A 16,331-nucleotide genomic window follows, 5' to 3' on the forward strand; every position below is an offset into this window, starting at 1 on the left:
TTTGAATCGCTCCTAGCCGTCGGCCCCTCCGCCCCGATATTCGTTGGGCGTTACGCCGACCATTCTTTTAAATAGCTTCTGAAAATAAATTTTGTCGCCGTAGCCGACGATGTGGGCGATCTCGTAAACTTTAAGGCTCGGATGGTCGCGCAAAAACTGCTTCGCCTTGTCGATGCGCACCCGGTTCAAATAGTCCGTGATCGTCTCTCCCCGCTCGCGGCTGAACAGCTTGCTGATATAGCTCGCATTGAAGCCGACCTTGTCAGCAATGTATGACAGATCGATCTCCTTGTTGTATTCTTGTTCGATCAGCCGGCAGATGCGATCGGCCGTCGAGACGCTCTCGGCCGGCGGAGCGGCGCCCGAGCCACGCTGCGTCGGAGCATCGTCGACGATGCCCCGGCGCTCGCGCTTCTGTGCCGCGAAACGGTCGAGCAGCTTGAACACCTCGACCTTGTCCATCGGCTTGAGCAAGTAGTCGGCCGCCCCCGCCCGCATCGCCTTGCGGGCATATTCGAAGTCGTTGTAGCCGCTCAGCATGACGATCGACACGTCGGGCAGCTTCGCCTTCGCCTGCTCGATAAAGCGCAGGCCGTCCAGCATCGGCATCTCGATATCGGTAATGATGACGTCCAGGTCGTCCGGCTCCATATCCGACAGGCGAAGCATCGCCTCCAGCCCGTTGGCATACTGTCCGGCGATCTCGAGTCCGCCCGGGTACCTGGACAAAATTTTCGCGATGCCGAGTCGGATATGCTCCTCGTCGTCGACAATCATCACCTTCAGCATCGTTCATCCGCCTCCTCTTCGTCCTGACGGCCCGGAATGGCGAGCTCCACCGTCGTCCCTTCGCCGGGCCGGCTGTCGATGCGAAGCCCGTAGCTTTCCCCGAATTGCATTTTGATCCGCTCATGCACGTTGCGCAGTCCGATCCCTCTCCCGGCAACCGCAAGCGGACGCTGCCCGTATACGTGGTCCCGAATTTCCTTGAGCTGGGTCTCGCTCATCCCGCTGCCGTCGTCGGTCACGGCAATGATGCACAGCTCCCCTTCGTGCCTGACGCCAATCCGGATCGTGCCCGGTCCCGTCCGCTGCTTGAAGGCATGGTGAATGGCGTTTTCCACGACCGGCTGCAGCATCAGCTTGATCGACGGAAGCGTGAGGTCCCGTTCGGGAATATCGACGATCAGCGTATACTTGTTCGAGAACCGCATGTTCTGCAAGGCAACGTAATTGTACAAATGCTCGAGCTCGTCCGCGATTGCGACCCGCTGCTCGCCGTGATTGACGCCGTACCGGAGCAGCTTGCCGAGCGTGAACGTCATGTCGGCCACTTCCTCGTCGTCGTTCAGCTCGGCCTTCATGCGGATCGTCTCGAGCGTGTTGTAGATGAAGTGCGGATTGATCTGGCTCTGCAAGGCGGCATATTCGGCTTCCTTCTTGCGCGTCTGCGTCTCCTTCACTTCCTCGAGCAGATCGCGAATACGGGTCACCATAATGTTGAAGTGACGTCCAAGCAATCCGACCTCGTCGCGATATTTTTGATTAAAGCTCACGTCCAGGTTGCCCGTCTGAACCTCCTGCATCAGCAGCTTGATCTTGCTGAGCGGCCGCGTCAGCGCGTACGAGATCGCGATGGCGATCAGCAGCGCCAGCGTGACGAAGACGGCCGACGTGAGCAGCGTGACGTTGCGAGTGACCGTCGCCTGCCGCGTCGCCTCCGCCATCGGGATATAGACGAACATTTTCCATCCGGTGAGCGACGACTTGGCGTACGTCGTAATATACTTTTTGCCGTCGATCTCATACGGAAAAGCCCCTTCGTTCCCGGTCGCTTTCCGAATGGACGGGTCGGCGGACAGATCGTGAGTCGTAAGCTGGCCTTCGCTGTCGAACACGACGCGGTCGCGGTCGTCGACGAGCAGGGTCTTGCCTTTGGTCACCTGATCGAAATCCTGGATCTGCCGCTTGATCGCCGAAATATTCGTATCGAACACGATAAACCCGATCGGGCTCAAATCCTTGGTCTGCTTCAGCTCGCGGATGACGGAAAACGCGTAGTAGGCTTCCTTGCCCGTCGTCACTTCCTGGGTGCTGACGAGCATCGGTTTGCCGTCGCCCTCGGCGGCGATTCTCGCCCATTCGGATTTGACCTGGTTCAGGTTGTTGCGTTTGCCGCCGGTCTTGACGTTCAGCGTGACCGTCCCGTAGTTGTCGAACACATAGACCGACACGGTGTCCGGCTTGATCTTGTTCAAATTCGTAATATACAGATCCATGCCAAGCGTTTTGCCGAGCGAGGTTTCCGGATCGGCCAGCCAGTTCAAGAAATCCTTGTTATAGAGCGGCATGGCGGACATGTTGTAAAGGTCGGTCACATAGTCGTCCAGCTTCAGCAGCATCTTGGAGGTCATCTCGGTGCCGTAAGCGGACGTGTTAGCTTTGATCGACCGCGTATAATAATAAGAGGAAGCGTAGCTGATCATCACCAGCGGGAGACAGACCAGCGTCAGGAAAACGATCAGCAGCTTCTGCTGCATGTTCAGATTGGCGAACGCGAGCCACAATCGCTCTCCTATTTTACCGGCCGCTCCCTTTATGCTTCCTCTCATCCGTCGTACCCCTCCGTGTCCGCCTATGCAAGTACAGCTATTTTACTGCACCGTTTACGATCCCGGCAAACACGTACCGTTGGAAGAACAAGTAGATGACGACGATCGGCACCATGATCATCAGGATCGCCGCTGACATGAGCTCCCACTCCGTGCTTCGCTCCGAGGAGAAGTTCATCAGGCTCGTCGAGACGACGGCGAGCTTCTGCGCGGGCATGTACAAATAAGGGATGAACATGTCGTTGTAGATGTCGATCGTCTTGATGATGACGATCGTCGCCGTCGCGGGCGTCAGCAGCGGAAAAATGATCGTGCGGTAAATGCGGAACAGGGAAGCCCCCTCCATCATCGCCGCCTCGTCCAGCTCCCGCGGAATGTTGTGCAGGAACTGCAAATAAATGAAGAGCTGCAGGACGCTCGTGCCCAAGTGCAGCACGATCGAAGCCCAGATCGTGTTGTACAGATGCAGGTTGTGGACGACGGTGAACGTCGCCACCTGCGTCGTGATCGTCGGCACAAACGATACGGCGATATAAGCGCCCATGACGGTCTTTTTCAGCTTGAAGTCGAAGCGGCCGAGAATATAAGCCACCATAGTCCCAAGCAGCACGTTGCCGATGACCGCCACGACGATAATCGTCAGCGTGTTCAGGTACGCGCGGTCCAGATGCGCTCTTGTCATGACCGTGCCGAAGTTGTCGAAGTTCAGGAAGCTCGCAGGCAGCTTGAACACGCTTGTCTGCGAAAACTCGGTTTTGCTTTTGAAGGCATTCAGCACCAGAATCGACGGCGGGAAAAGGATCATGGCGACCGCAATCCACAGGATCGCGTGCTTAACGACGGAAAACGGACTAAACTTCGCCCCGGTCAATCCGACCACCTCCTCGTCGCAAAACGCTGGATGCTGAGCACGACGATGACGGCGACGATCAAGGTGACGCTCATCGCGGAGGCCATGCCGAAGTTGTTGAACTTGAACGCCGTATCGATCGTCTTGGTCAGGAAGGTCTCGCTGGCGCCGAGCGGTCCGCCGCCCGTCAGAATAAACGGCAGGTCGAAAATCTCGAGCGTACCGATAATCGTCAGGAACAGGTTCAGCTCGATGACCTTCGTAATATTCGGCAGGACGACGCGCAGCGACGTCTGCAGGCGGGACGCGCCGTCCATGCGCGCGGCCTCGATGATTTCAGACGGAACGGACTGAAGGGCTGCCAGATAAATGACCATGTTAAGGCCCATGAACTTCCACAGTGTGATGAAGCCGAGCACGTGGTTGACGGCATGCGGCGAACCGAACCAGCTGATGGCGAGCGAGTCGAGCCCGACGCTGCGCAGCAGCGTATTAAACGAGCCGTACTCCGAATTAAAGACGTAGTTGAACATGTAAGCGACCGCGACGCCGTTCATGATATAAGGCATAAAGAGCATGACCCGGTAAGCGTTGCGGCCTTTGAGCTGCGAATTGAGCAGCAGCGCGAAGAACAAGCCGAGCGCGTTTTGGAAAAGACCCCATCCGAGGTAGACGAGATTGTGGAGGAAGGCCGCCCAGATTTCCTTGTTTTCGAATACTTCTTTATAATTGCCGACGCCGGCCCATGTTTTCTCGGGACTGAAGCCGTCCCAGCTCATAAAACTGAGGTAGACCAGATAGAGCGCCGGATACAGGGCGAACATCGCCAGCAAGGCGATCGGCACCAGCAAGAACAGGATGATCAGCATTCTTTTCTGTTTGGCATAGGACAAGCTATCGGTCATCTGATTCAACTCCTTGTCATCCGTGCCCGAGAGACGACAAAACGGACGGCGCGGACCGGCCATCCGTTTTGTCGGTCGGATCGAGCGGCGGAACCTGTCGCTTGGATTACTTCGCGACGGCGGCTTTCGCTGCTTTCCATTTCTTGTTATAGCTGTCGAACACGTCCTGCATTTTGCCGACCGTCACTTCCTGGATGAACTTGAACGGATCGAACTGCATCTTGTTCTCGACGGCGGTCACTTGCTCGCTCACCGATTGCGCTTCGAGCATTTCCGGCTTGTTCGCCATGAAATCCGCGATCGGAGCCAGGTCTTGCGGCTGATCCTTAAGCGGCGAGATGATCATGTGGTCCGCATAGTCGCCGGATTCCTCGATCATGAACTTGATGAACGCCTTGGCCAGCGGCTTGTTTTTGCTCGTCGAGCTTACGGCGTACGCCCAGTCGTTGCGCATCATGCCTTTGACCGTGCCGCTGTTGTCGTACGGCAGCGGCGCGAAGCCGATTTGTTCGAGCGGCAGGCCGTTGTTGATCAGGTTAGAGATTGCCCAGTTGCCGATGTACATCATGGCTGCCTTGCCCGAAGCCAGATCCTTTTGCGTCTGGTCCCACGTTGCGGAATATACGTCCTTCTCCAGCTCGCCCTTATCGTAAAGGTTCTTCAGGATGCCGAGACCTTGACCGTAAGGTCCGTCTGTCGTGAACGGCGTATCCGAGTTGATCTTGTCGTTGCGCAAATTCGTGCTGCCGTAGATGAACTCCGCCGGATCCGTCCAATACTGCAGCGTCCAGGCATCCTTGAATGCCGTCGCCATCGGGACGATGCCCGCTGCCTTAAGCTTGTCGGCGTCCGCGTACAGCTCGTCCAGCGTCTTCGGCGGCGCGGTAATACCCGCTTTTTCAAAAGCTTGCTTGTTGTAGAGGAGACCGTTAATCGCCACTTGCTGCGTAATGCCATAAAGCTTGCCTTCATAAGAGTTGTAGTCTTTGAAATAAATATTGTCGGTGAGGCCGAGATCGTCGAGCGGCTCGTAAAACTTAGGCAGGTCCGCTTTCGTCGTCTCAACGAGCGACAGGACGTCCGGCAACTCGTTCGCCGCCATGCGCACGCGGATCGTCTGCTCGTAATCCTTGAGGCCTTCGATCTTGACCTCCGTACCCGGGTACTTCGCTTCGAATGCGTCGACATACTTCTTCAGATCGGTATCGACCAGCTCGGTGCGGTGCGTCGCCCAGGTAATCGTGCCCGTGAGGTTGCCCTCGGCCGCTCCTCCGCTCGCCGCGGAACCGGAAGGGCTTGCCGCTGCCGAACCGGATGCGCTAGCCGCAGGTGCGGATGACGATGCGTTCGCATCGTCGTTATTCGCGCTGCCGCAGCCCGCGAGCAGGCCGACGCCCAGTGCCATTGCCATTGTTGCCGCTACATTCTTTTTCATCTCTCGTATCTCTCCCCGCTTCTGCTTGTTGTTGTGGCCTAATCCAATAGTATGTAAATTTAGATTACATTCAAATGGTTGTAAATTGTTTTTATTAGCTTATTTTTGTTTATTGGCTCGATTCGATGCTTCGAGTACAAGTTGTGTTCGCTTACATTAATTGGTGGAAAGCGCATACTTATGCCTTTGATTCACTTGTGTAACAATATGTGACATGATATCTACTGCAACTCACACGACGTTCGCCCCGCCCTTCTGCGCAATCATTGAAAAAACCTTGAGCAGCTCGACGCCGCCCAAGGTTGTGGCCCGCTCCTTTCCGTTAAGGATGCCCCGGAAGGATGCGATATTTTCAAATTTTACAATCCTTTTCCGCCAATCGGCTTGACCTTGATCCCGCCCGCCTCTGCGATCAGCGGCATGCAGCGGCCGATCAGCTCGCGCACCTGCTCGTTCTGAAGGCTGGCGGCATGCGCTTCCCGGCTCTCCCACAGCTCGGTAATCCACAACACGTCGGGCTCTTCCTCGGCTTCGTGCACGATATAATAAATGCACCCGTCCATGCCGCTTAACGTATCGCCGGAAGCCAGCATCATGTCGGCGAGCTCTCCCCGCTTCCCGGGCAAGGCCGTCAGTTTACCGAACATCGCGAACTTGTTCATCGCTAGTTTCCCTCTCCTTCATCGCCTAAAGTCATCATATTTTCGTAATGCGCGAGCAGCCGCGCGCCGGCTTCCCGCATCCGCCGGACCAGCAATGCCGATTCGATGCGCAAGGCCGTACCGTATGGCATCAGGAAATAAGGAACGTAGGTCGACAGCGTCGATCGTTCCATTTTAAACGTGGCCGATTCGGGCTGACGCTCGATCAGGGCATGTCCGAACAGCCAATGCCGGCACAATTCGTCAAGTACCTGCTCCTGGCTATGGATCCGCACCGTCTCCCAGTCCGCTTGATCCGCCGAATCGCGAAGCAGCTGACCGAGCAAGTAATCTTTCGCGGAAAAGGAGGCGGGCCGATCGAAACGGCCCTCTGTCTGACGCAGTCCCCGTATGCGGTCAACCCGGAAGCTTCTGACTTCCCCCCTGAATCCGCAATGTCCGACCGCGTACCATTGGCCTTTCCAATAGACGATGCCGTACGGATCGAACAGGCGAGAAGGCGAAGGCTCGCCACGGCCTTTATCATAATCCATCTCTAACCTACGGCCTTGGCCTGCCGCCTCCTCCAAGCTTTGCAAATACGCCCGATAAGCGCCGCCGATCGGCAGGCCGATGACCGAGAGTCCCGGGGCGTGTCGCTCGAGCGCCGTCAGCTGATCGTCGTTTGCGTATCGCTTGAGCTTGTCCGTCGCTCTCTCGAGCGCATCCGAATGCGGATAACCCGCTTCTTTGGCGAAAATAGCGGCATGGACCAATCCCTTCTGTTCCTCGGCGTCGAACACGAGGGGAGAATCCGCGAATCGGCTCAGAATCGTATATCCGCCGTGCGGCCCTGACTCTGCGATAATCGGTACGCCGCTGGCGCACAGCGAATCGATGCACCGGTAGACCGTCCTCACGTGAATGTCGAGCGCTTCAGCCAACTGCTTCGCGGTCTTGCGTCTGCCGGATCGAAGCATCCACAATATCGACAGCATGTTGTCCGCCTTGGTCATGCTCCTACCCGCTTCCGATCGTCATTGACCTTACCGTACCATTGTAAGTCAATCAAGCGCGCGGCGCCATTCCCTGCTCGACCCAAGTCTCGTAGGCCGGCCCGTACAAGCCCGGCGGCCGAAGTCCGGCCTGTCTCATCAAGACGGTCATCTGTCCGCGGTGGTGCGCCTGATGCATGAGCGCGAAACGGAGCGAATCGCCGTTTGACCATGCCTCGCCCGCGATCTCTACCCGGTCCGACAGATTGGCATCGCTCCACTGCATTTGGATCGCGTCAATAAAGCGGTCGCTGATCGACCGGTAACCCTGCGCGAGCGCAAAGGCCGCACGATTCGTGCCGTCCCCCTCGCCGGCGCCTTCAAATGACAGGCCGAGCGCGTTCATGAACTGTATCGACGCGATCAAATGCCATGCCAAATCACCCAAAGTACGCCGGTCTTCGACGATCCTCCGCGCAAGCGATTCATCCGTCAGCGTGTCCAGCAAACCGGCCGTCATTTTAGCTTCGCGTTCCCACTCTTCTACGAAGTTTTCGATCGAATTGAACATATCCTTGCCTCCATCGTATTTACTTTTACGATGATGAGTATACGCCGCCGACACTGACAGAAACGGTCAGTGATTTTAAAATAATGGGCAAATCAAAAACCGCGCCGAGGCGCGGTTTTTATCGTCGATACGGTCAGGACATATGATGCGCCCGGATCTCCTCGTGCGCGCGATCGTTCATGCTGGCCGGCGTCCACTTGGGCTCCCAGACCAGTTCGTCTTCAACATCGCTGATTCCGGACACTTCATCGTCGACACCTCGCGAACAGTGGCATCGGATTAAGCGCGTTGATACGAAAGCCTGGTTTGGAACACGTAACGATGAATGAAAAATTCGGCTACGCCCGTTATGATCGCTACGATCAAAATCTCTCCGGGGCTGATCGTCCATTTCATCGCGGAGGCCGCAATCCACAGCACCAGATAAGCCAAAATACCGTCGGATATCGTCGCAATCGTATTGTTGGTGGAGCGGAGAATGATCTGATCCCCGACAATATAGGCAATGATCGTAAGGATGGTGGCGGTCGTCGCTGCGCCAAGGAACGATGCGTTCGAGTAATACATGAGCAAGGTCGTCACGACCGTGCCGTTCACAAGCCACTTCAGCATGAATTTCATCGGTCTGCCTCCTTCTAGGCGTGGACCGCTTCCGGACGCTGGATTTGCAGCGGCGGCGGCACGAGCCATCCTTTTTCTTTGCTTAAGCGAAGCATGCGCAATCCGATCGCGGCTTTTGTCACATGGTATTTGCCGAACAGCACCGCAAGGTCCTCGCGAATCGATTTGCCCATCGTCTGGCTGCAGGCTACCAGGCCGATCGCCGTGTCGGCAGAAATCGTCGCCGCGATCTCCATATCGGAGAAGCGGGCGCCCGGCGGAATTTCCTCCAGCTTCGCTTCCGGACGCTGCGGCAGCTCAGGCGGCGGCACGATCCCGTTGCTCTTCAGCAGCTTGTCGCATTCGCTCGCTTCAAGCTCCGCTTGATCGATGCATTGATCGAGAACCTTCTTAAGGTCCTGGTCTCCCGCGTGCTGCTTCAGCGCCCGGTAGCCGGAGATGCAGCCTTTGGCCGCAACGGATGCTTGCCAGATGTCGAATATTTCGCCGTAATGCAAAGGTTCGTCTTTCGGATTGCCGCTTAAGATACCCATTTCGTCGCTTCACTCCCGGCAGATGATTGGTCGGACCTCGATTAATTTGCCCCGATTCGAGCCGGACATGCTCAAGCAAAAATCCCCGTTTCTCGCCGGCAGGCGAAAACGGGGATTGCCGATCGATTTCGCGAGAAGATACGTTTTAAAGCTGAACCTCGCGTCCGCGCTCGGCGGATTCATAAATGGCGGACAAAATCTTGATCATGTCGACGCCATGCTCCGGCAAAAAAATCGGCGACTCGTGTCCGAGCACGCATTCCACGAAGTGACGGATATTGGCGGTATGCTGCGGGACGACAGCTTCGGGGAACCTCGGCTGCTCGTCGATCAGCACGCCTTCCTTTTCTGTATAAAGCTTCAGCTTGTCGTTGATCAGACTAAAGCCGCCTTCCGTGCCGCGCCACTCCAGAAACTTCTGCTCTTCTTCGATATTCGACGCCCAGCTGAACTCAATCTGGAGCGAGGCGCCGCTGTCGAAGCGGATAAAGCCGGCAGCCAGATCTTCGACGTCGAACGTTCCTTCGGGAATGTTGCCGGACGCATCCGGACGGTCCGCGAACTTGCGGTAGGTCGATCCCGATACGGTGACCGGCTTCGGATTGCCTGCAGTCCACATCGCCATGTCGATCATATGGACGCCCAGATCGATGAGCGGACCGCCGCCCGAGAGCCCCTTCGTCGTGAACCAACCGCCGCGTCCCGGAATGCCCCTTCGGCGGATCCACCCGCAGCGGCCCATGTACATCTCGCCGAGTTTGCCTTGCGCAATCAGCTTTTTGATGAACTTCGCTTCTTCGCTGAAGCGGTTGTTGCGCATCGTCATGAGCAGTCTGCCCGACTCGCGGGCGGCATCCGCCATTTTTTGCGCTTCCTCCGCGCTTACGGCATCCGGCTTCTCGCAGAATACATGCTTGCCCTTGCGCAGCGCCGCGATCGCGATCTCGGAGTGGTACAGGTTCGGCGTGCTGATGCCGACGATGTCGATGGACGGATCCGCAATCAGCTCGCGGTAATCTTCGTACACCTTCGCGCCGGGAAATGCAAGAGCCGCCGATTCCGCGGAAGCGCGAAAGGCGTCGCAAAAAGCGACCAGTTCCACTTCTTTGTGAGATAACCAGCCCGGCAAATGCGCGAACTTGAAAATGCCGCCCGTACCGATAACGCCAACTTTCAACATCATTTATTAACCCCTTTTTATATCGAATGTGATGGGTGCAAGCTTGCCGTATCTTTTTATATTTTAGACTGAAAAGGCTTTCGTTTCGATTGCAAATTCCGTTCAATTTATACGGTATTCTATCATTTGTGCGTTACTGGAAAACAGAAGAAAACCGCAAAGCGCAGCGCAGGGCGCTGCGAGCTTTGCGGTGCTTTTTCAGTTCGGCGAACTAGGAAACGTTGGAATCAAAGCTTTTTGGCGAGCAGTACCAGCAGGTCTACTTCCGTCTTGGTAAATGCCTTGCCGCTCTCCGCCTTCACGCCCAACATGTAAGCAGCGATCTTCAGCGCTTTCACTTGAAGCAATCCGGCTTTGTCCGCTTTTTCGGCAAGCGCCAATTCGAGCGCGAGCAGCTTGGCGATGGCCGGTTTCGAAGAAAACCGCGTCGTAAGTCGGCCAAGGCTGGCGTAATCGACCTTGATCGTAAAGCTAATGGAGCCCGTGCCCGCGTTGCCGGCGGTATCTATCGCCGTCGCCGAAACCGTATGGCTGCCGACGCCGATATTATACGCGTCTGCATCGACGTTTTTGCAGCTTTGCGCAGCGATGCCGGACAATGCGTCATTAGCCTTGCAAGCCAATTCGACACGCTGATCTACCGTGTAAGTGCCAGCGCTGCCGCTCCAGACGATCGTCGGCGCCGTCAGGTCGATACGAACGACAACCTGGTGCTGCGACTCGGCATTGCCAGCCCGGTCGACGCTCCAGAACGCGAGCGCGTGCTTGCCTTCCGTATCGACGGCTACCTTATTGCCGGACTGAACCGCCCCGCCGTCGAGCTTATAGTGCGTCGCTTCTACGCCGCTTCCCTCGTCCGATGCAGTCAACGTTACGTTCACCGGTCCTTTTGCCCAGCTGTCAGACGCGTCGCTTGTCGTAACCGGCGCGATGTCGTCGATGCGCTCCAGGTAGAGAACGACGATGCTCTTATCCGGCACGACATAGGACGCGAGCGGCTCCGCGCCGTCTACCGCTGCAGTCTGAACCGTAATCGGATGACTGCCGTTTAAGTTGTCCGACAGCATATCGGGCCCGGTCAGCACCGTCTTTTTGACGAGCCGGTAACCGTGTTCGAACGTGAAGCCGACATCGCGCCGCATCTTGTCTTCGCGATTGACCATCACGATATTAAGTCCGCCGGTGTCGGTAGACATGGCGTTGACCGTGAACGATGCGTCGCCCTTCGTCTTGTCCGTATAGTCTCCGGTGACCGTGGAACGGACGACGTCTTTGCCGAGCGCCTGGTTCATGACAATCATCATCTCGGCGATTCCGGTCCGGAAGAGACCGTTCGTGCCTTTGTCAAAGGCGAACCACGGTCCCGACGAGAAGGCGTGAAGCGCGGCCATAGCGACGTCGGGACGGTTGAAAATACGGTTGATGAACTCGGCTGTCCCAAGCGTGCCTTCCAGATCGTGCGTCCGGTAGCTGTATTTGTTGATCTGGTCGAAAGGCTCGCCGCGCAGCGGCCAGATGCCGTGTTCGGATAAATATAGGCGGATGTGATGAGAAGGATCGGTTCTGCCGCCTCCGTTCTCCCAATCGCGGATGTCGCCGGTGATCGAATCCATGAACTGCTCGACGTAAGCAGGCGTTTCTCCGAAATAATAAGGATGCAGCACGAGATAGTCGATATCGTTGCCGATGCCTGCAAGCACCGCCTTGTGCCAGTCGCGCCAAGTGCCCGTCGGCGTGCCGTCGTTCGTCCCTCCGCCCGCGATATCGCTGCTCCACGGACCGGTCTTCGCTCCGGCGGCAAACTTCGCGTCAGGGTCGACCGCGCGGATGGCCGCAATAATCTCCTTACTCATTTGAATATAGACGGGCGCGGGGAAGCTCTTGCTCTGATCCAGCTCGTTGCCCAGCTCGAAGATGACTCGGACCGGATCCTGAATGCCGTATTGGCGCCGCAACGCGCCCCAATCCGTGCCTCCGTTCGGATTCACGCTGCCGTCTCCCGGGCTCGTCAGAAATTCGGCCAGATCAGCCGCATCCGACGCGTAGTCGGCCTGTCTCATATTCAGGGTCCATGTGATCTCGCTGTCCGGCGTGACCGCAAGCACGGATTTCAACCATTCGACGATGCCCATGTTCATCGGCACGACCGGGTACCATTGGTTCGGAAACCCCGTGCGGCCGGCATAGGGGCCAAGCGTCTTTTTCCACATGAAAGCCTGCGAATCGGTGCCGGCCATCCGGCTAAGCGGAAGCTCGACGTCTTGCATGAGCGGCAAGTATTGATCGTTGAAAGCCAGACTCGGCATAGGCTGCATGATGACGCGCTGGCTCTCGTTCCAATCGTTGTTGTAGCCGAGGATCTCCTTGTCCGCCGGACGCAGGACTTCGGATTCCTTCACATCCACGGCGGCCGGCGCGCTCGTGCGATAAGTCGTCTCGACCGCCAGCTCGGGTCCGCCGACGGACCAATGTCCGTCCGCGTCGACCGCCTCTACGCGAAACGTGTACTTCGTATGCTGCAGCAGTCCCGACACCGTATATTCTTCAGTGGCAGGCACCGTCGCGATCTCCGTGCCGTCACGGAAAATCTTGTAGCCGACGACGCCGACATCGTCGATAGCGCCGTTCCAATGCAGCTTCACGGAAGCGTACTGGATGTCGGAAGCCGTCAACTCCCCGTCCGTCCAGAACGGCTCAGCAGCGGATCTTGTCGCCGCGTCTGCGGCGAGCTTGACGGAGCGGTTGCCGGCGCCGTCCTCGGCCTCGATCTCGAAGCGATAATTCGTGTCGGACGCAAGATCCGCAATCTGGTAGACCGTGCCCGTCACCGAAGCGATCTCAGCTTGATCTAGATAAATATGATAACGAACGACGCCTGTATCGTCGGTCGCCGCAGACCAAGATAAATCTGCCGCGTCCCGGCTCATCCTGGCGGTGAGCTTCGCATTCCCGTTCCAGGACGGCGCCTGCGTATCCGCATTAAAATGGACCGTGGCTGTCGCCGAAGCGCCGGCGTACGAGGCCTTCACCGACACATCCCCGCCGACCGGTCCGCCCTTAAAGATAAGCGCACGGTTCTCGATGACCGCGTTGCCCCCGGCCACCTCCCACACGATCGCTTCCGAAGGCGGCACCGCAATCGCGCTGCCGCCATAATCGCCGACGAGCGAGAGCGCCGATGCCAGATCGAGCGGCGATCCGGACGCATACCCCGGCGCGTTCGCAGACAGCTGCAGCGAGTCGGGCTTGCGGGCCACGAACAAATCGTCGACGAGCATCTTGCCGCCGATTGTCCCGCTTGTGCCGTACCGACCGAAGTTGAACTTCAAGGTAGCGGCATCCGACGGGAATACGAACGAGCCGCTTACCTTCGTCCAGTCTTGATCCGCTTTGAACTGAGGCGGGATCGCCATATTGCCCTTGAACGCCGTTCCATTGTACGCGCTGATCTGAATCATCGGATAAAAACCGTTCGACTGCCCTGCCGGCGAGATTCCGGCGATTTTTACCCATGCTTCGTAGTAATAAGTCTTGCCCGGCACCGCAGCCGCATCCTGATACTGTTGAAGGCTCGTATTGCCCGTAAATTCGGCTGACAATGCATAATTCCCGCTATGCTTGTCCGCCGACTGGACGGCAACGATTACGTTGGACCCGCTATAGGCCCCCCAGCCGCTTCGGTTCCCCGTTTCAAATCCGCCGTTCGACAATACATTTCCTACATTTTCCGAAGCCTGGGCGATCGGAACTCCGCCCGAGGGGAGCAACGATGCTGCGAGCAGGGATAGCGCAAGCGTGACGGACAGCGTTTTTTTGCGGATTGACATGACATTCCCTCCTATCATCCTAGCCACGATATGATTGGCTTTTCGGCTAGCCGCTCCCTCATGCGCTCGCTCTCTTTCCGGGATCGATTGTGGTAACCGCTTTCAATTTTAGAGTCGCATTGAGCCTTGACGATACAAGACCTTTTTGCGGTCGTTGCCTTTTGTTGATCATCTTCGAATTTTGACTTTGAATCTCGCGGGTTTTATATTGAACTCATTGATTTTTATTCTACCGATCAGGGAGGGAGCCGGAAGCCGCCGTCCGATTCGCAGGACGAAGTCGGCCCGGCGCGAACATGCGAATCGCCGAAGGAATCGAAATGCTGGAATTGAAGCTGGGCACGATGACGATCCATCCGACGATCCTGATCGATGAGGACTCCTGGACCCTGGTCGACACCGGCATGCCGGGATCGGCGCCTGCGATTCTCGAGCTAGCAAAGCAAGCAGGCATTGGAGATCGACCGCTTAAGGCGATCCTGCTCACGCACCAGGACCTGGATCATATCGGTGGCTTGCCCGGCTTGCTTGAAGCGACCGGCGGCGGCGCGACCGTATTTGCCCATTCGGAAGACGCGGGCGCGATAAACGGAACCGTACCGATGATCAAGATGACGCCCGAGCGGCTCGCAGGCTTCCTGCAGCAGGCGCCCGAGGAAGTCCGGGCACAGTTCGAACGAACCTTCCTGCACCCTGCTCGCCCGAACGTGGATCGCCATTTTGCGGACGGCGATTCGCTCCCTTTCGGCGGCGGGTTAACCGTCGTCCATACGCCCGGCCATACGCCCGGTCACGTCAGTCTGTATCATCCCGCCACCAAGACGCTTATCGCGGGCGACGCGACGGTCGCCCGGGAGGGCGAACTGGCCGGCCCCAATCCGCCCGTAACGCCGGATATGGACACTGCGTTGGCATCGCTCGGGAAGCTGGCACCGCTTGATATTCGGGGCGTGATTTGTTATCACGGCGGATGGGTCCAAGGGGATGCCGGCGCGCGCTTTGCAGAGCTCGCACATATCTAACGATCTTAAAAGCATGAAGAAACCGTCAGGGATCGATCGCCCTGACGGTCCTTTCGGCCGGATTTCCGGCGCTTCATTTTTTTAGCGGTCCTTTATCGCTTGCGGTTTCTTTAATAGCCCGATAAGTCGCTTCATCCGCCAAAATATAAAGCCTTGCCTCCGGCGGAATCGGCAGGCCAAGCTTGCGATTCACGCCAAGATCCCCCCGATCGGAGATCAGCGTCGCACCGCGGGACAGCAACGCTTGAAAAGCATCGCCGTAAGTGTGCCACGTACGTTCGACGGGAACCTCGTAGATCTCGTCCCCGTGCTCGCGGCTCAGCAGTTGGCTGAAGATCTCCGCATTGCCCTCTTGCAGCGCCGCCCGTACGGCCAATCGCGAGATCGCGTCATAGGAGAGCACGAATTCGTTAACATTAATATAACGGAAATTTTGTATGTTTTTCTCCTGCACGATTTCGACCGTCGTGTGGACTTCAGGCGCCAGCCGTTCGATGCTGGAGGCGATCAGCAAAGACTTGCCGTCGGCGAGCGCCGCCTCGTCGATGCGCGAGTCGGCAAAAATGATCGCGGCGCGCGCCGACCGCAGATTGGCTTGTTCAAGCGTCTCTTCCGCCGAAGGGTCGCCGCTTATAAAGTGCACGTTGCGGCGATGCTGCTGCGGATGACGGTCGGACTCGTCGACGAGCACGATTTCCGCATCCGGCAGCGTGGCCAAAATTTCGTCAACCGCATATTGCGCCTTCTTGCTCCAATTGACGACGATAAAATGATCTTTGCCGGGATAGCTCAATTGTCCGGCCTCCCTTTGCCTTTGTATGGATGCGACGGAATCGATGACCTTGCCGATCAGTATGCTGAGAAGGCCGATGCCGAAGATATACAAAAAGATGGTGAGCAGCTTGCCGGCAGCCGATTTGGCGTAATAGTCTCCGTAGCCCACCGTAGACATCGTCGTTAGTACCCAATACAAAGCATTGAACCAATTTTGGTAGGTATCCGGCTCGATAACGTAGGCCAACGTAGCGCTGACCAAAATAAACGCCAGCGCCGCCGTGACGATCGACGCGTTTTTAAAATGCATCGTGCGAATCAGGAGTCTAAGAAAAAAGTGCATGCCCGTTCGTCATCCTCTTCTG

General features: G+C 57.1%; 14 protein-coding genes. 1 reads left to right on the forward strand and 13 read right to left on the reverse strand.

Going from position 1 to position 16,331, the window contains the following annotated elements; translation table 11 throughout:
* Positions 1-12 precede the first annotated feature (12 nt).
* From KB449_RS13365 to KB449_RS13420, 12 genes are all read right to left on the reverse strand, one after another.
* Positions 13-789 carry a response regulator transcription factor gene (locus KB449_RS13365; protein ID WP_282908855.1) on the reverse strand — a complete coding sequence of 259 codons (777 nt, stop codon included), beginning with the start codon at positions 787-789 and terminating at the stop codon, positions 13-15.
* Positions 783-2,612, reverse strand: a complete 1,830-nt coding sequence (locus KB449_RS13370) for a cache domain-containing sensor histidine kinase (protein ID WP_282908856.1) — start codon at positions 2,610-2,612, stop codon at positions 783-785. Before KB449_RS13370 ends, KB449_RS13365 begins: the two co-directional genes overlap by 7 nt.
* Positions 2,613-2,649: 37 nt before the next feature.
* Positions 2,650-3,492, reverse strand: coding sequence for a carbohydrate ABC transporter permease (locus KB449_RS13375; protein ID WP_350356223.1), 843 nt, complete (start codon positions 3,490-3,492; stop codon positions 2,650-2,652).
* Positions 3,480-4,367 carry a carbohydrate ABC transporter permease gene (locus KB449_RS13380; RefSeq protein ID WP_282908858.1) on the reverse strand — a complete coding sequence of 296 codons (888 nt, stop codon included), beginning with the start codon at positions 4,365-4,367 and terminating at the stop codon, positions 3,480-3,482. Before KB449_RS13380 ends, KB449_RS13375 begins: the two co-directional genes overlap by 13 nt.
* A 106-nt stretch (positions 4,368-4,473) precedes the next feature.
* Entirely contained in the window at positions 4,474-5,802 is a 1,329-nt protein-coding gene (locus tag KB449_RS13385; RefSeq protein WP_282908859.1) for an ABC transporter substrate-binding protein, read from the reverse strand.
* 359 nt (positions 5,803-6,161) lie between these two features.
* Positions 6,162-6,464, reverse strand: a complete 303-nt coding sequence (locus tag KB449_RS13390) for a putative quinol monooxygenase (protein ID WP_282908860.1) — start codon at positions 6,462-6,464, stop codon at positions 6,162-6,164.
* Positions 6,465-6,466: 2 nt separating this feature from the next.
* Complete coding sequence (locus KB449_RS13395) at positions 6,467-7,459, reverse strand: helix-turn-helix transcriptional regulator (protein WP_282908861.1); 993 nt, start codon at positions 7,457-7,459, stop codon at positions 6,467-6,469.
* A gap of 52 nt (positions 7,460-7,511) precedes the next feature.
* Complete coding sequence (locus KB449_RS13400) at positions 7,512-8,009, reverse strand: DinB family protein (protein ID WP_282908862.1); 498 nt, start codon at positions 8,007-8,009, stop codon at positions 7,512-7,514.
* Positions 8,010-8,288: 279 nt separating this feature from the next.
* Positions 8,289-8,630, reverse strand: coding sequence for a DUF2512 family protein (locus tag KB449_RS13405; RefSeq protein ID WP_282908863.1), 342 nt, complete (start codon positions 8,628-8,630; stop codon positions 8,289-8,291).
* A gap of 14 nt (positions 8,631-8,644) precedes the next feature.
* A complete protein-coding gene (locus KB449_RS13410) occupies positions 8,645-9,163 on the reverse strand; it encodes a DUF3231 family protein (protein WP_282908864.1) in 519 nt (172 codons plus the stop codon).
* A 145-nt stretch (positions 9,164-9,308) separates the two neighbouring features.
* On the reverse strand, positions 9,309-10,346 hold the full coding sequence (locus KB449_RS13415) for a Gfo/Idh/MocA family protein (RefSeq protein WP_282908865.1): 1,038 nt from the start codon (positions 10,344-10,346) through the stop codon (positions 9,309-9,311).
* 224 nt (positions 10,347-10,570) lie between these two features.
* Positions 10,571-14,170, reverse strand: coding sequence for an OmpL47-type beta-barrel domain-containing protein (locus KB449_RS13420; protein ID WP_282908866.1), 3,600 nt, complete (start codon positions 14,168-14,170; stop codon positions 10,571-10,573).
* Between the two features lie 320 nt (positions 14,171-14,490).
* On the opposite strand from KB449_RS13420, the gene KB449_RS13425 reads away from it, so the two are divergent.
* Complete coding sequence (locus tag KB449_RS13425; RefSeq protein ID WP_282908867.1) at positions 14,491-15,192, forward strand: MBL fold metallo-hydrolase; 702 nt, start codon at positions 14,491-14,493, stop codon at positions 15,190-15,192.
* Positions 15,193-15,265: 73 nt separating this feature from the next.
* Here the strand turns inward: KB449_RS13425 and KB449_RS13430 are convergent, their stop codons facing one another.
* On the reverse strand, positions 15,266-16,309 hold the full coding sequence (locus KB449_RS13430; RefSeq protein ID WP_282908868.1) for a potassium channel family protein: 1,044 nt from the start codon (positions 16,307-16,309) through the stop codon (positions 15,266-15,268).
* Positions 16,310-16,331: the final 22 nt, after the last annotated feature.

It is taken from the genome of Cohnella hashimotonis, from assembly GCF_030014955.1.
In the GTDB taxonomy this organism is placed as follows: domain Bacteria; phylum Bacillota; class Bacilli; order Paenibacillales; family Paenibacillaceae; genus Cohnella; species Cohnella hashimotonis.

Bases quoted from the DNA above. Each gene is read 5' to 3' on its own strand.
- KB449_RS13365 (WP_282908855.1), bottom strand. From the start codon at position 789: ATGCTGAAGGTGATGATTGTCGACGACGAGGAGCATATCCGACTCGGC.
- KB449_RS13370 (WP_282908856.1), bottom strand. From the start codon at position 2,612: ATGAGAGGAAGCATAAAGGGAGCGGCCGGTAAAATAGGAGAGCGATTG.
- KB449_RS13380 (WP_282908858.1), bottom strand. From the start codon at position 4,367: ATGACCGATAGCTTGTCCTATGCCAAACAGAAAAGAATGCTGATCATC.
- KB449_RS13385 (WP_282908859.1), bottom strand. From the start codon at position 5,802: ATGAAAAAGAATGTAGCGGCAACAATGGCAATGGCACTGGGCGTCGGC.
- KB449_RS13390 (WP_282908860.1), bottom strand. From the start codon at position 6,464: ATGAACAAGTTCGCGATGTTCGGTAAACTGACGGCCTTGCCCGGGAAG.
- KB449_RS13395 (WP_282908861.1), bottom strand. From the start codon at position 7,459: ATGACCAAGGCGGACAACATGCTGTCGATATTGTGGATGCTTCGATCC.
- KB449_RS13400 (WP_282908862.1), bottom strand. From the start codon at position 8,009: ATGTTCAATTCGATCGAAAACTTCGTAGAAGAGTGGGAACGCGAAGCT.
- KB449_RS13405 (WP_282908863.1), bottom strand. From the start codon at position 8,630: ATGAAATTCATGCTGAAGTGGCTTGTGAACGGCACGGTCGTGACGACC.
- KB449_RS13410 (WP_282908864.1), bottom strand. From the start codon at position 9,163: ATGGGTATCTTAAGCGGCAATCCGAAAGACGAACCTTTGCATTACGGC.
- KB449_RS13415 (WP_282908865.1), bottom strand. From the start codon at position 10,346: ATGATGTTGAAAGTTGGCGTTATCGGTACGGGCGGCATTTTCAAGTTC.
- KB449_RS13420 (WP_282908866.1), bottom strand. From the start codon at position 14,170: ATGTCAATCCGCAAAAAAACGCTGTCCGTCACGCTTGCGCTATCCCTG.
- KB449_RS13425 (WP_282908867.1), top strand. From the start codon at position 14,491: ATGCTGGAATTGAAGCTGGGCACGATGACGATCCATCCGACGATCCTG.
- KB449_RS13430 (WP_282908868.1), bottom strand. From the start codon at position 16,309: ATGCACTTTTTTCTTAGACTCCTGATTCGCACGATGCATTTTAAAAAC.